Origin of the sequence: Listeria farberi, assembly GCF_014229295.1 — a bacterium.
In the GTDB taxonomy this organism is placed as follows: domain Bacteria; phylum Bacillota; class Bacilli; order Lactobacillales; family Listeriaceae; genus Listeria; species Listeria farberi.
In genome coordinates, this window is record NZ_JAARZL010000001.1 from 814,614 (window position 1) to 828,127 (window position 13,514).

The window sequence follows — 13,514 nt, forward strand, 5'->3', positions numbered from 1 at the left end:
ACAAAAATGCTGTTATAAGAAATAAATTTTCACTGAAAAAGATTCGTTTTTAGCAAAAAAAGTTAATTTTATTAAAAAAATTTTAAAAAACCGCTAGCCATTCTTGTAGTAAGATGGAGGCGCTTTCTCAAATGTGCAAAATAGCGCAAATCAAACTGTATGATGTGAAACTAATGTGAAACTTGTGTACAATGATAAATGTTATTGCTTTTTTTAAAGCGATATGGGCCGAATTTTTGCCTAGTAAATAATTCAATTTAAAAAAGAAAGGGGATTTTATTTTGAGCAAGATTAAAGTGGAAGAACTAACGAAGATTTTTGGAAAAAAGGCTTCTAAAGCATCTTCTTTACTTTCTCAAGGGAAATCGAAAACAGAAATTTTGAAAGAAACAGGGGCGACTATTGGTGTTAATAAAGCATCTTTTAGCGTAGAAGAAGGAGAAATTTTCGTTATAATGGGGCTTTCTGGTAGTGGGAAGTCAACTTTGGTACGACTTTTAAACCGTCTAATTGAGCCTACGAGCGGAAAAATTTGGCTGGACGGAAAAGAACTCTCTAGTTTAAATAAAAAAGAACTTTTGGAAGTTAGAAGGAAAAGCATGAGCATGGTCTTCCAAAATTTTGGTTTATTTCCAAATAGAACGATTAACCGTAATGTTGAATACGGGCTTGAAATTCAAGGAATGAACAAAGAAGAACGTGAGAAAAATGCAGCAGAATCGCTTGCACTTGTTGGTTTAGCTGGTTACGGCGAACAATATCCTTCCCAACTTTCTGGTGGGATGCAGCAGCGTGTAGGGCTTGCGAGAGCACTTGCTAACAATCCAGATATTTTGTTAATGGATGAGGCTTTCTCTGCACTTGACCCACTTAACAGAAAAGATATGCAAGATCAATTACTAGATTTACAAGATAAAATGAAGAAAACGATTATCTTTATTACGCATGACTTGGATGAGGCGCTTCGTATTGGCGATCACATTATGATTATGCGTGATGGTTCTGTTGTTCAAACAGGTTCCCCGGAAGAAATTCTGGCACATCCAGCAAATGAATATGTAGAAAAATTCATTGAAGATGTAGACCGTTCCAAAGTTTATACAGCGAGCAACGTAATGATCCGCCCAGAAATCGTTAATTTTGAAAAAGATGGCCCTCGTGTTGCTTTAAAACGGATGCGTGAAGCTGGCACATCTAGTGTATTTGTCGTAAAACGTAACCGTGAGCTCGTTGGAATTGTCCATGCAGCAGAAGTATCTAAACTTGTAAAAGAAAATATTACTTCGCTTGAAAGTGCTTTACACAGCGATGTACCGACAACTGGTCCGGATACACCACTTGCAGAGATAATGGATACGATATCAACTACAACGATTCCAATTGCTGTAACCGAAGATGGAAAATTAAAAGGAATTATTATTCGCGGGTCTGTTCTGGCCGCACTTTCTGGAAATGAGGTGAACGTTAATGCCTAATATTCCAACGATTCCATTAGCTAGTTGGATTGATAAATTAGTTGATGGCTTAACGCAATTTGAAGGATTTTTTAATGTAATTACTAATATCATTGGCGGAATTGTGGATGCATTCCAATGGGTATTCGACTTAGTTCCACCATGGTTATTTATTATTTTACTAGTATTTGGGACTTTCTGGGTTAATCGTAAAGGGAAAAAATGGGGATTAATTATTTTTGAAGTGGTCGGCTTACTATTAATTTGGAACTTAGATTTCTGGCGTGATATGACTCAAACGCTGACTCTTGTCCTTACAAGTAGTTTAATTGCACTTGTTATTGGGGTTCCACTTGGTATTTGGATGGCGAAAAGCGGTATCGTCGAAAGCATCTTTAAACCGGTGCTTGACTTTATGCAAACAATGCCTGCCTTTGTATATTTAATTCCAGCCGTAGCATTTTTCGGAATTGGGATGGTTCCAGGGGTAGTCGCTTCTGTTATTTTCGCAATGCCCCCAACTGTTCGTATGACTAATTTAGGTATTCGCCAAGTTTCGACAGAGCTTGTTGAAGCGGCAGATTCTTTTGGTTCGACACCTTGGCAAAAACTTTGGAAAGTGCAGCTACCAATGGCGAAATCGACCATGATGGCTGGGATTAACCAAAGTATCATGTTAGCACTTTCCATGGTCGTAATTGCTTCGATGATTGGTGCAATGGGACTTGGAACACGTGTTTACTTTGCAGTAGGACGTAATGACGCTGGTGGCGGATTTGTAGCTGGGATTGCGATTGTTATCGTAGCAATCATCCTAGACCGTCTGACACAAGCTTTCAATAAAAAAGCGAAATCAGAATAAGGAGGAGAGTAGATTGCTAAAAAAATTAATCACCACTGCAGTTTTGGCTATGCTTATTTTCACTTTAGCAGCCTGCGGGACAACCCTTGCTCCTTATGACGCGAAAAAAGATTTAGGCGAACAAATCAATTATACAATCACAGGAATTGATGCTGGAGCAGGAATTATGCTTGCAACACAAAATGCGATTAAAGATTATCATTTAGATGATGATAATTGGCAGTTACAAACAAGTTCTACTGCTGCTATGACTAGTACACTACAAAAAGCGATGAAAGATAAGCGCCCGATTGTTGTGACTGGATGGACACCTCACTGGATGTTCACAAAATTCGACTTGAAATTTTTAGATGACCCTAAAAATGTTTTTGGAAACGCTGAAAATATCCACACAATTGTCCGCAAAGGGTTGAAAGAAGAAAAGCCTTCTGCCTACAAAGTGCTAGATAATTTCTTCTGGACTGCTGAAGATATGTCTGAAGTAATGCTAGAAGTTAATGACGGCGTAGACCCAGAAGAAGCTGCTAAAAAATGGATTAAAAACAATCCGGAAAAAGTAGCAAAATGGACCGATGGCGTGGAAAAAGTAGATGGCGATGAAATCAAACTTACTTATGTAGCTTGGGATTCAGAAATTGCCTCTACTAATGTTGTTGCAGAAGCTTTAAAACAAGTTGGCTATGAACCAACCATTCAAGCAATGGAAATTCAACCAATGTGGGCATCTGTCGCAACCGATGCGGCAGACGGAATGGTCGCTGCATGGCTACCAAACACTTCTGGAATCTACTACAAAGATTACAAAGGAAAGTTTGAAGATTTAGGACCGAACTTAAAAGGTGCGAAAATCGGCTTAGCAGTGCCAAAATACATGGAAAATATTAACTCCATTGAAGATTTAAAAACAAGTAAATAAACTTTGAAAAAGGCATGAAGAAGTTCAATCTATACTTGATACTTTCTCCGTGCCTTTTTTTCATTAAAAAGGTAAAATAATAGTTAATTGATGAATTTGCTAGGAGGAAGATGGATGTTTAAAAAATTCTTGAAAAAAAGTAAAAATGAAACTGTATTTGCTCATGTGACTGGACAATTTATTGCATTAGAGGATGTTCCAGATCCAGTTTTTAATCAAAAGATGATGGGTGAAGGTATTGCGATTAAACCAGAAAGCGGCACTATCGTTGCACCAGTTGATGGGAAAATCATTCAACTTGCAGAAACGAAACATGCTTTTGGTATCCGTACTGATATGGGACAAGAAATCCTCGTTCATATCGGTTTGGAAACGGTAGCACTAAACGGAGAAGGTTTTAACGTGTTAGTAAATGTTGGTGATAAAGTAAAAGTAGGAGATCCAATCGTGGAAGCAGACTTTGATTTTATCAAGAAAAATGCCGCGAGCACAGTGGTTCCTATGGTTGTAACTAATAGTTCAGAAGGCAAATACGATTTTGATTTTAAGGCAGTTAGGGACACGATTGCTGGGAAAACAGAAGTATTTACTACAAGCTTAAAATAATAAGTAAAAAATCCATGAGAAGCTAATTTTCTTTTCATGGATTTTTTAGTATTCATTTGCGTGTTAAAAGGGTAGAATGAAGGTAATTAGTATTAAAAGGAGCGAAAATAAATGTTAGAAGTGATAGTTCAAAATCCTAGAGATGCATATTTAGCGGAAAAATACGGCGCAAATAGAATGGAAGTGGTCTCTGCTATAAGTGAAGGTGGCTTAACGCCTAGTTACGGTGCTATTAAAGAAATAGTGCGTGCTTCAAAACTTCCAGCGATGATGATGATTCGCCCTCACAGTTTTTCGTTTGTATATGATGAGCCTGCTAGAATTGTAATGGAACGAGATATTGAACTTGCAAAAGAAGTTGGAGTCAAAGGCATCGTTTATGGTGGAATCACTGAAGACGGAAACATCGATCAGGAACTTCTAGAAAAAGTGATCGGCTGGAAAGGCGATTTAGACCTTACTTTTCATCGTGCCCTAGAAGCAACAAAAGATATTGAAGCAAGCTACCAAGTTTTACGTACATATGGCCAAGAGATTAATCAATTATTAACTTCAGGTGGAACGTCTAGTGCACTTGATTCCTTGCCACGCCTTAAAAGGTGGATAAATGACAGTAAAGAGACCCCAGATTCATTTAAAATTCTAGTTGGAAGTGGCGTTAAACCGGAAAACATTGCTACTTTTCAAGGAACACTAAATCATACAGAGTATCATGTAGGAAGTGCTGCTAGAGAAACGAATGATTTCGCAAAAGATATTTTAAAAGAAAAAATAGATACTTTAAATCATTATATTAACCAAGATTGATGCTACAAAGCAGGTAGCCTTACGAGCTTAGATACGCTATAATGAAACAAGACTATTCTTAAAATAAAGGTGGAAAAAAATGAATAACTATATTGGCAAAAGCCAAGTAATGACAGTAAAAGAAATCAAAGAAACAGGTTGGCTCCTAGAAAAAAATGAAGTAACTGTTTTTTTATCTAAATCAAATACACATGAAACAGACCTTGCTGTTGGAGATGAAGTAACAGCATTTATTTTTGTTGACTATGACCGAGAAATCCGCGCAACAACAATTATTCCAAAAATTCAAGTTGGACACTACGGCTGGGGAACAGTAACCGAAGTACGTAAACATCTAGGTGTATTTGTGGACATCGGTATTGAAAAAGATGTCGTTGTATCATTAGATGATTTGCCTGCATTACCCCACTTATGGCCCAAAAAAGAAGATAGGGTGATGATTGCACTTCGAGTAGACGAAGAAAATCGGGTGTGGGGAGTACTTGCCGAAGAAGAACAATTCCGTGCAATTGCTGTTCGAGCAGAACAAACGCTTTTTAACCAAAATGTGGAAGGGATCATTTATCGTTTACTGAAAGTAGGTTCCTTTGTCTTTACGGATGATTTCCATATTGGCTTTATTCATGAAAGTGAACGGACTGCTGAACCTAGGATGGGGGAACGCGTCAAAGCGCGCGTTATTGCTGTGAAACCAGATGGCTCACTTAATTTATCACTACGTGGGAGAGCGCATGAAGTATTAAATGATGATGCGGAAATGATTTTAACTTATTTACGAAGTGTTGGCGGGGAGATGCCGTTTGGGGATAAATCTGATCCAGATGCTATCCGCGCTAAATTCGGAATTAGTAAGGCGCAATTTAAACGCGCAATTGGCACACTTTTAAAAGCAAGACGAATTACACAAGAAAATGGAATAATTACTAAGTTAACAGAAGAGACATCCGACTAAAGTAGTAGAGATTGTTCCAACTAGCGCGGTTTGTTTCTACTAGCAAATCCTGGCTATAATATACACAGCTGTACAAAGTAGCGAAAAATCGAGAAATAACTTTGTCTAAAGAATGACTTAAGGAGGTGTGTCAGCTTGAAAAAAATGGAAAGCTCGGTTGTTTTTATATTTTTAATTGCGATTATTGTTGGTGTTGGACTTGAGATGTTATTCCAGTGGGAGCTACTCATTTTATTTGCACTCGGAATATTCTTCATTTTCACATCAAGAAAAGCAAGCGCCACGAAAAAAAGCGCAAAAAACTCACTGTTTATCGGTATCGTATTTATCATTATTGCAGTACTGCTTACAACTACTTTTAAAGTAGGACTTGTTGTTGCAGGTATTTATGCGATTATTCACTATATAAGCCGAAAGCGGGCACCCCAACTATTAATGCTTAAGACGAGAGAGCAGGATAGCAAAATTGATCGCACAGATAAATTTATCCGTAATCAGTGGTTTGGTAATCAACGAATATTAGATGTTGTTTACGAATGGGATGATATTAATATTCAAACAGGTATAGGTGATACGATTCTGGATTTGGGAAATACAGTTCTTCCAACTGGCGAAAGTATTATCATGATACGGAGTGTATCCGGAAAAATCCGCATACTTGTTCCATTTGACATTGGTATTTGCATTGAACATTCAGCAATTTTCGGAAATATCCAATATGATAAAGAAAGTACTACTATACAAAATAATAGTATCAAGGTCTACTCAGATAATTACGAAAGTTCCGCACGAAAAGTGAAAATCATGACGTCTGTTATCTTCGGAGATTTAGAGGTGATCAGGTTATGAGTTTTTCGAAGCTAATGATGGCAGTCTGCTCAGGGTTGCTACTTATTGCAACAACTATTGGTACGGTTGGATACTATTTTTTTAGTGAAGCTTCATGGTACAAAATCTTAATTGAACAAAAAATATTTTACATTCCTTTTGTCGTCTTTGTACCACTGACAGCTATTTCGATTGGTTTAATCATTGGTGGCATACTTGGCTATTTTGTTAAACAAAAGTTTGAGTCAATTGACTTCTCTATTCGGCTTCTAAGTCAAGGTGATTTAGAAAAAAAGATTACGAGCGAAGAAGATGAAACTTTTTTAGAAGTACAGCAAGTCTATAAGCAAATTGACCGTTTGCGTGATAAGATGAAAGCACAAACGATTCTGACCCAGAAGCTCGCAAGTGATCGCGCTGAATCAAGTGGTCAAACGAAAGAAGCTATTTTGTCAGAAGAGCGTCACCGGATTGCGCGCGAGTTACATGATTCTGTGAGTCAACAACTGTTCGCTGCGATGATGTTATTATCTGCCTTAAATGAACAAAGCGAAAAAAGCGCAACTAAAGCCATGCAAAAGCAATTGAAAATGGTAGAGTCTATCGTAAATGAATCTCAATCTGAGATGCGTGCACTATTACTTCATCTGCGACCAACGCAGCTTGAAGGAAAGTCATTAAAAACGGGTATAGAACAATTATTAAAAGAACTAACAACCAAATTACCTATCGAAGTCGAATGGCAAATTGAAGATATTAATTTGCAAAAAGGCATTGAAGATCATTTATTCCGGATTGTTCAAGAATTGCTATCGAATACTTTACGTCACTCTAAGGCTAAATTATTAGAAGTACGTTTAGTAACGATGGATAATTTAGCGGTAATGAAAGTAGTCGATGACGGGGTAGGATTCGATATGGATAATGTACGTCAAGGTTCATACGGTTTACAAAATATGCGTGAACGAGTCGCTGAATTTGGTGGTACTATTAAAATAATTAGCTTTAAAGGACGAGGAACTAGCGTAGAAATAAAAATCCCACTTGTTGCGAAAAAGGACGTGGAAAACGAATGATAAAAGTTTTACTAGTAGATGATCATGAAATGGTACGAATAGGCGTGTCAGCATATCTTTCTGTTCAAGATGACATGGAAGTGGTTGGTGAGGCAGAAAATGGCCGAGAAGGTGCTGATATGGCTTTAGAATTGCGTCCGGATATTATCTTAATGGATTTAGTCATGGATGAGATGGACGGTATTGAAGCAACAAAAGAAATTATGAAAAATTGGAAAGAAGCAAAGATTATTATCGTCACAAGTTTTATTGATGACGAAAAAGTATATCCGGCACTTGAAGCTGGAGCGAGTAGTTATATGTTAAAAACCTCCACAGCGAGTGAAATTGCGGATGCGATTCGAGCTACATACGGTGGGGATTCTGTACTAGAACCAGAAGTAACTGGTAAAATGATGCAAAGACTAACCGCTAAACCAGAAAAAAACTTACATGATGATTTAACAAATCGCGAAAATGAAATCTTACTTCTTATTGCAGAAGGAAAATCAAATCAAGAAATCGCGGATGAACTTTTCATCACTTTAAAAACAGTAAAAACACATGTGAGTAATATTTTATCCAAATTAGATGTACAAGACCGCACGCAAGCTGCCATCTATGCATTTAAACATGATTTAGTAGAAAAAAAGTAATAGGGAGGTAAGCTGTACATGAAAGAGGGATTTGCAGTCATCGGACTTGGGCGTTTTGGTGGAAGTATTTGTCGTTCACTTGTTGAGCAAGGAATGGAAGTACTTGCCATTGATTCAGATGAAGAACGGGTAAATGAATATATGTCAATTGCTACCCATGCAGTTATTGCCAATTCAACCGATGAAAACGCGCTTCGACAATTAGGTATTCGAAATTTTGAGCACGTTATTGTCGCAATTGGTGAAGATATTCAGTCAAGTATTTTAACGACGCTGATTTTAAAAGAAATGGGCGTAAAATATGTTACTGCAAAAGCAACAAATGATAAGCATGCCAAATTACTAGATAAAATCGGAGCTGACCGAGTTGTCCATCCAGAGCGGGATATGGGACGACGAATAGCACATTATATCGTATCGAAAAATATGCTTGATTACCTAGAACTTTCTGATGAATATAGCTTAGTGGAGATTTCAGTATCTGACCCGCGTTTTCTTGGTAAAAGCCTTGTTGATTTAGATTTTCGTAACTCATTTGGCGTTAATATTGTCGGCATAAAAAAAGATAAACAAATGATTATTACTCCTGAAGCAAATGATGTTCTTCATGAAGGGGATATTTTAATCGTTATTGGTTCAGATGACGATATTGAACGTTTACAAGAAAAAATCCAATAAAAATAAAACCTTTGCAATATATGAAGATGTGAATAATGTCTATTATATGCTTAGGTTTTTTTATTGTTTGCTTGCTAAATAACTATTTATTTTCTATTATAGTTACAGAGCTTAAGTAAACAAAATAGAAGAGAGGGGAACTGATGAAAAAATTTTTGCTGGATAAAATTGGGGCTCGAGGATTAATTCAAATGTTGCAAGCATTTGTTTATACAAGTATTTGTGTTATTTTTCATACTGTTATTTTTCCTGATTTAGCTGGAGTCTTGCCTATTGTTGTTTTAATAGGAATTATTTCAATGCAACCTACATATGGGATTACTCGAAAAGTCATTCCTCAAATTGCGATAGCTTTTACATTAGCGTGCGCTTTCGTTATTATAAGCACTTACTTTTTTCCGATTAATGTATATATTTATTATTTTGTGATGTTAATTGTTATTTTAGTAGTGAATTTTACAATGCCTCAAAAATACATGGTGATGACACTAGCAATTGGGACAGCTCTTTATTTTCTTGGGACAGAAGATCTACCAATGCCATTATACGTTATGGTAATAGTATCACTCATTGATGTATTTGTGTTTTTTATTTTAGTAAGACTTGTTGTAAGGTACGTCCATTTACCACTTGAGAAAACGGTACAAACTATCATGAAGCAATTAATGGGACTATTTGATAAAGAAATGGAAAGCGTCTTTAAAAATAACGGGGAATTTGTATCAAAACCGCTATATAGCATTTTCGTACAGTCGCAAATGTTTATTAAAGAATACAGTGCTAGTAAAAACAAAAATCCTCGCCATGTGGAACTCTACCAAGCTTTACTACCGAATTATTTACAGCTTTTTTTTCATATGCAAACACTTGAAGACATTGGTAGAGCGGGTTTATCTGATGAAGCAAGAATGGCACTATCCTCAATAAATATCGAAGTTTCAGCGGAGATTAACGCCAAAGAAACGAATCCAGTTGCTTCTTTTCACGTAAAAAAATTCGTTGAAAACTTTCTAGCTATTAAAAAAGGAATGGCTGAATTAGCTGAAGGAGGGGATAAGAAATGAAAAAAATTTCGATGAAGGAGCGCCTTGCTCTGGATCCTCGCGTAGCTAAAGTCTTAATTAGTATAACGATAGCTATTTTGCTTTTTCCAGTATTAGGTGATTGGATTGTTTATCCAACCTATGTTTTTAACGCAATTTATATTACTGCTCAGATGACAAAAGGGGCGACATATAAATCGAGTATTGAGCGTATTGTAGGAACGATAGTTGGAGGGGTGCTTGCGGCAATCGTGTATCTTTTAGTACCAAATCATCATTATATCATGATACCAATTGGTGCGGCTCTTGCTGTAATGCTGAGCTATCTTTTTACCAAAAAATTCACGATGGTTATTGTTGTTATTACGGTGATGGTGCTAGTTGGTAAGGGAGACGGGGAACCAGTTGTCTTTTTAAGAGATCGTTTATTTGATACAATGATTGGGCTGGCAATTGGTTTTCTTGTTTATGCGCTTTATCCACGGAAAAAAACAAAAAAATTAAATCAAGTTTTTATCGCTCAAGAAAAAGCTTTACTTGCGAACATTAAAGCGCTAGAGATTAATTCTGCAAATGCTAAAACGTTAGCTCCAAAGATTAAAGGCTTATGGAAGCAATTAATCGATTTACGAAAAACGCGAGAACAAATTATTACTGATAGTAGTTTTGTTGCTAATGTCGCATCAGATGATCCTATGCTTCATTTCAACATATTAGTAGAACAAGCGATAAATAATATTGAAATACTTTATCATGTGACTTTGGATAAAGAGATAGAGCCCGATTATGAAATTGTATTTGCTTATCATCAACAAGCCTGCACAAAGGTGATTAATGAAATGGAAGCCTTGATTGTGAAACATCAATAAAAAGATGACTGAAGCTTAATTGGCCTCAGTCATCTTTTACTTTTATTCTGTAATATCTAAACTCTTCTTGAACATATTAATGACCCGTTCTAAATCTGTTTCATCTGGTACAAAATAATATAAATCAAATCCGTAAGACTCACTATAAATCATTTGGCCTTCACCTTTAAGCTCTTGCGAATCAACGTTTTTAAGAACGGAAGAATAATTCGTAGCCATAGAGGTAATATCTGTAAGCGTCATATTAGTTTGGAAATTATCTCCAACAGCTTTCATGATGCTTTCAAAATTGGAGACACCGGATGAACTTACAACTTTATTAGCAATACCAATAATAACGTCGCGCTGTCTATCTTGGCGTCCAAAGTCACCTCGTGGATCTTCGTGACGAATTCGGACATACTGCAAAGCATCTGTTCCATTTAAAGTAATATTTCCTTTTACAAATTTGCTATTTACATCTGTTAAATCAATATCATTATATACTGTAATGCCTCCAACTGCGTCAACGAGGTCTTTAAAACCTTCCATATTGATAGAAATAAAATAATCTACTGGAACACCTGGCATCAGTTTTTCTACAGCTGAAACAGTTCCTGAGGGGCCTCCGTTAGAATAGGAAGCGTTGATTTTTCCAATATCACCATTTCCGTAATCTACTTTTGTATCTCGAGGGATACTGACCATTTCGACTGTGTTTTGTTGTTTATTGGCTGTTGCAAGAATTATTGTATCTGCACGACCATTTGTTTCACCAGGACGAGCATCAGAACCCATGAGCAATACGGAAAAAGGCTTTTTCTTCTCTAAATCACTGGCTGTTTTATTACTTGTTTCTAAAGGAACATTAATTTTTGTGAAAGTATTTTGAACGGTGATGTAATACTTCGCTGCCAAACCTGTAATGGAGAAAAAGAGAATTCCTAAAAGTGTGACGCTAGCAATTTTCATAACTTTAGTAAAAGTGGACGGTTTCTTTCGCTTCGTTTCTGTCCTAGTATCTGTCATAAAATTTTCCTCGTCTTTCTTATTTAGTTTGTTTAAACATACCATCGTCTTTCTGAGAAATCAACAAAAAACGATAAATGATTTTAAAACCATTTATCGTCTTTAAAACTATACTTCCATGATTATAGGTAGTATCATAGGACGTCGTTTTGTTTTTTCATACAAGAATGGTTGCAAAGTATCTGTAATTTCATTCTTGATTTCAGACCATTGTGTTGTTTTTTGCTCCATTACTTTATTTAAATGACGTGTTAGAAGACCTTGAGCTTCTCCGATTAAATTACCGGATTCACGCATATAAATGAAGCCGCGTGAAATAATATCAGGTCCTGCCATCACACGAGAATTTTTCATATCAATGGATACAACAACAATTACGAGACCTTCTTCAGAAAGAATGCGACGATCGCGAAGGACAATATTACCGATATCTCCAATACCACTACCATCAATATAGACGCTTGCAGCATGGATTTTACCAGCGATATGAGCTGTTTCACTCGTTAGTGCGAGTACATCTCCATTTGCCATAATAAAGCTATTTTCTTCTGGAACACCACATTCCTCAGCAGACTCCGCATGGATTTTTTGCATTCTGAATTCACCATGAATCGGCATAAAGAATTTAGGTTTCATAAGACGAAGCATTAGTTTTTGTTCTTGTTGACCACCGTGACCAGAAGTATGGATATTATTTACTTTACCATGGATAACTTCTGCACCAGCTTGATAGAGTAAATTGATTGTGCGGTTTACACTCGTTGTATTACCAGGAATAGGGGAAGACGAGAAGACTACCGTGTCACCTGGTTGAATTTGGATTTGGCGGTGCGTACCATTAGCAATTCTAGAAAGAGCAGCCATTGGTTCACCTTGACTCCCTGTACAAAGGATAGTCACATTTCCAGCGGGTGTTTTATTAAGTTGATGCACATCAATAAAGGTATCTTTTGGTGCTTGAATATAGCCTAATTGTTTACCGATTTCCATAGCAGATTCCATACTACGACCGAAAACAGCGATTTTCCGACCAGTTTCGATAGAGGATTCAACTACTTGTTGTAAACGGTAGATATTAGATGCGAAGGTAGCGAAAATAATTCGTCCTTCTACATCGCGGAAAATATTTTTAATACTTTCGCCAACGACACGTTCACTCATGGTGAAATTTGGTACTTCCGCATTTGTACTATCAGATAGTAAACAAAGCACGCCTTCTTTACCAATTTCAGCCATTTTTGTCAGGTTTGCTGGTTCGCCAACTGGAGTAAAATCAAACTTGAAGTCGCCAGTATGAACGATGTTACCAGAAGGAGTTTTGACAACAATACCATACGTATCAGGGATACTATGTGTTGTCCGGAAGAAAGAGATGCTTGTTTTTCTAAATTTAAAAACGTCATCTTCTTCATATTCATAAATTTTGGTTTGACGAAGCAAGCCATGTTCTTCTAATTTGTTGCGGATAAGTGCACTCGCAAGTTTCCCAGCATAAATTGGGATATTAAGATCGCGAAGTAGGTAAGGAACGCCACCGATGTGATCTTCATGACCATGGGTGATAAAAAGTCCTTTAATCTTATCTTTGTTTTTAACTAGGTAACTATAGTCAGGAATAACATAGTCAATCCCAAGAAGTTCGTCTTCTGGGAACTTGATTCCTGCATCAATTAAAATAATTTCATCTTGAAATTGTACGCCATATGTGTTTTTACCGATTTCGCCTAGTCCACCAAGGGCGAAAACAGCTGTCTCATTATTTTTAACAAATTTCATATAG

The 13,514-nt window shown here is 36.7% G+C and carries 14 protein-coding genes; 12 read left to right on the top strand and 2 right to left on the bottom strand.

The annotated features are described in order from the left end of the window. Nucleotides 1-281: 281 nt before the first annotated feature. The 12 genes from HCB38_RS04025 (at nucleotide 282) to HCB38_RS04080 (ending at nucleotide 10,726) form a co-directional block, all read left to right on the top strand. The gene (locus HCB38_RS04025; protein ID WP_185318424.1) at nucleotides 282-1,475 is read left to right on the top strand and encodes a quaternary amine ABC transporter ATP-binding protein; all 1,194 of its coding nucleotides are present in this window, start codon (nucleotides 282-284) and stop codon (nucleotides 1,473-1,475) included. Further along, a complete protein-coding gene (locus HCB38_RS04030) occupies nucleotides 1,468-2,316 on the top strand; it encodes an ABC transporter permease (protein ID WP_003771275.1) in 849 nt (282 codons plus the stop codon). Before HCB38_RS04025 ends, HCB38_RS04030 begins: the two co-directional genes overlap by 8 nt. A gap of 13 nt (nucleotides 2,317-2,329) precedes the next feature. Then, nucleotides 2,330-3,232, top strand: a complete 903-nt coding sequence (locus HCB38_RS04035) for a glycine betaine ABC transporter substrate-binding protein (protein WP_185619048.1) — start codon at nucleotides 2,330-2,332, stop codon at nucleotides 3,230-3,232. A gap of 114 nt (nucleotides 3,233-3,346) precedes the next feature. Then, complete coding sequence (locus HCB38_RS04040; protein WP_185318426.1) at nucleotides 3,347-3,838, top strand: PTS sugar transporter subunit IIA; 492 nt, start codon at nucleotides 3,347-3,349, stop codon at nucleotides 3,836-3,838. Nucleotides 3,839-3,949: 111 nt separating this feature from the next. Further along, nucleotides 3,950-4,645: a copper homeostasis protein CutC gene (locus tag HCB38_RS04045; RefSeq protein WP_185637611.1), complete on the top strand. Its 696-nt coding sequence runs from the start codon at nucleotides 3,950-3,952 to the stop codon at nucleotides 4,643-4,645. Between the two features lie 79 nt (nucleotides 4,646-4,724). Beyond that, nucleotides 4,725-5,597 (top strand): CvfB family protein, encoded by an 873-nt coding sequence (locus HCB38_RS04050; RefSeq protein WP_185318428.1) that lies wholly within the window; start codon nucleotides 4,725-4,727, stop codon nucleotides 5,595-5,597. Nucleotides 5,598-5,732: 135 nt separating this feature from the next. Further along, complete coding sequence (liaF, locus tag HCB38_RS04055) at nucleotides 5,733-6,446, top strand: cell wall-active antibiotics response protein LiaF (RefSeq protein WP_185637613.1); 714 nt, start codon at nucleotides 5,733-5,735, stop codon at nucleotides 6,444-6,446. Next, a complete protein-coding gene (locus HCB38_RS04060; protein ID WP_185637615.1) occupies nucleotides 6,443-7,501 on the top strand; it encodes a sensor histidine kinase in 1,059 nt (352 codons plus the stop codon). Before liaF ends, HCB38_RS04060 begins: the two co-directional genes overlap by 4 nt. Further along, nucleotides 7,498-8,136 (top strand): response regulator, encoded by a 639-nt coding sequence (locus HCB38_RS04065; protein WP_003736192.1) that lies wholly within the window; start codon nucleotides 7,498-7,500, stop codon nucleotides 8,134-8,136. Before HCB38_RS04060 ends, HCB38_RS04065 begins: the two co-directional genes overlap by 4 nt. Before the next feature lie 18 nt (nucleotides 8,137-8,154). After that, nucleotides 8,155-8,814, top strand: a complete 660-nt coding sequence (locus HCB38_RS04070) for a potassium channel family protein (protein ID WP_003719245.1) — start codon at nucleotides 8,155-8,157, stop codon at nucleotides 8,812-8,814. 143 nt (nucleotides 8,815-8,957) lie between these two features. After that, nucleotides 8,958-9,878, top strand: coding sequence for a hypothetical protein (locus HCB38_RS04075; protein ID WP_185318431.1), 921 nt, complete (start codon nucleotides 8,958-8,960; stop codon nucleotides 9,876-9,878). Beyond that, nucleotides 9,875-10,726, top strand: a complete 852-nt coding sequence (locus tag HCB38_RS04080; protein ID WP_185619038.1) for an FUSC family protein — start codon at nucleotides 9,875-9,877, stop codon at nucleotides 10,724-10,726. The genes HCB38_RS04075 and HCB38_RS04080 overlap by 4 nt, the downstream gene beginning before the upstream one ends. Nucleotides 10,727-10,768: 42 nt before the next feature. On the opposite strand, the gene HCB38_RS04085 is transcribed toward HCB38_RS04080, so the two are convergent. After that, nucleotides 10,769-11,734: an LCP family glycopolymer transferase gene (locus HCB38_RS04085; RefSeq protein ID WP_185318433.1), complete on the bottom strand. Its 966-nt coding sequence runs from the start codon at nucleotides 11,732-11,734 to the stop codon at nucleotides 10,769-10,771. A 108-nt stretch (nucleotides 11,735-11,842) separates the two neighbouring features. Next, nucleotides 11,843-13,510 (bottom strand): ribonuclease J1, encoded by a 1,668-nt coding sequence (gene rnjA / locus HCB38_RS04090; protein WP_185318434.1) that lies wholly within the window; start codon nucleotides 13,508-13,510, stop codon nucleotides 11,843-11,845. Nucleotides 13,511-13,514 lie beyond the last annotated feature (4 nt).

Coding starts and splice junctions, on each gene's coding strand:
- HCB38_RS04030 (WP_003771275.1), top strand. CDS start 1,468: ATGCCTAATATTCCAACGATTCCATTAGCTAGTTGGATTGATAAATTA.
- HCB38_RS04040 (WP_185318426.1), top strand. CDS start 3,347: ATGTTTAAAAAATTCTTGAAAAAAAGTAAAAATGAAACTGTATTTGCT.
- HCB38_RS04045 (WP_185637611.1), top strand. CDS start 3,950: ATGTTAGAAGTGATAGTTCAAAATCCTAGAGATGCATATTTAGCGGAA.
- HCB38_RS04050 (WP_185318428.1), top strand. CDS start 4,725: ATGAATAACTATATTGGCAAAAGCCAAGTAATGACAGTAAAAGAAATC.
- HCB38_RS04060 (WP_185637615.1), top strand. CDS start 6,443: ATGAGTTTTTCGAAGCTAATGATGGCAGTCTGCTCAGGGTTGCTACTT.
- HCB38_RS04065 (WP_003736192.1), top strand. CDS start 7,498: ATGATAAAAGTTTTACTAGTAGATGATCATGAAATGGTACGAATAGGC.
- HCB38_RS04070 (WP_003719245.1), top strand. CDS start 8,155: ATGAAAGAGGGATTTGCAGTCATCGGACTTGGGCGTTTTGGTGGAAGT.
- HCB38_RS04075 (WP_185318431.1), top strand. CDS start 8,958: ATGAAAAAATTTTTGCTGGATAAAATTGGGGCTCGAGGATTAATTCAA.
- HCB38_RS04080 (WP_185619038.1), top strand. CDS start 9,875: ATGAAAAAAATTTCGATGAAGGAGCGCCTTGCTCTGGATCCTCGCGTA.
- HCB38_RS04085 (WP_185318433.1), bottom strand. CDS start 11,734: ATGACAGATACTAGGACAGAAACGAAGCGAAAGAAACCGTCCACTTTT.
- rnjA (WP_185318434.1), bottom strand. CDS start 13,510: ATGAAATTTGTTAAAAATAATGAGACAGCTGTTTTCGCCCTTGGTGGA.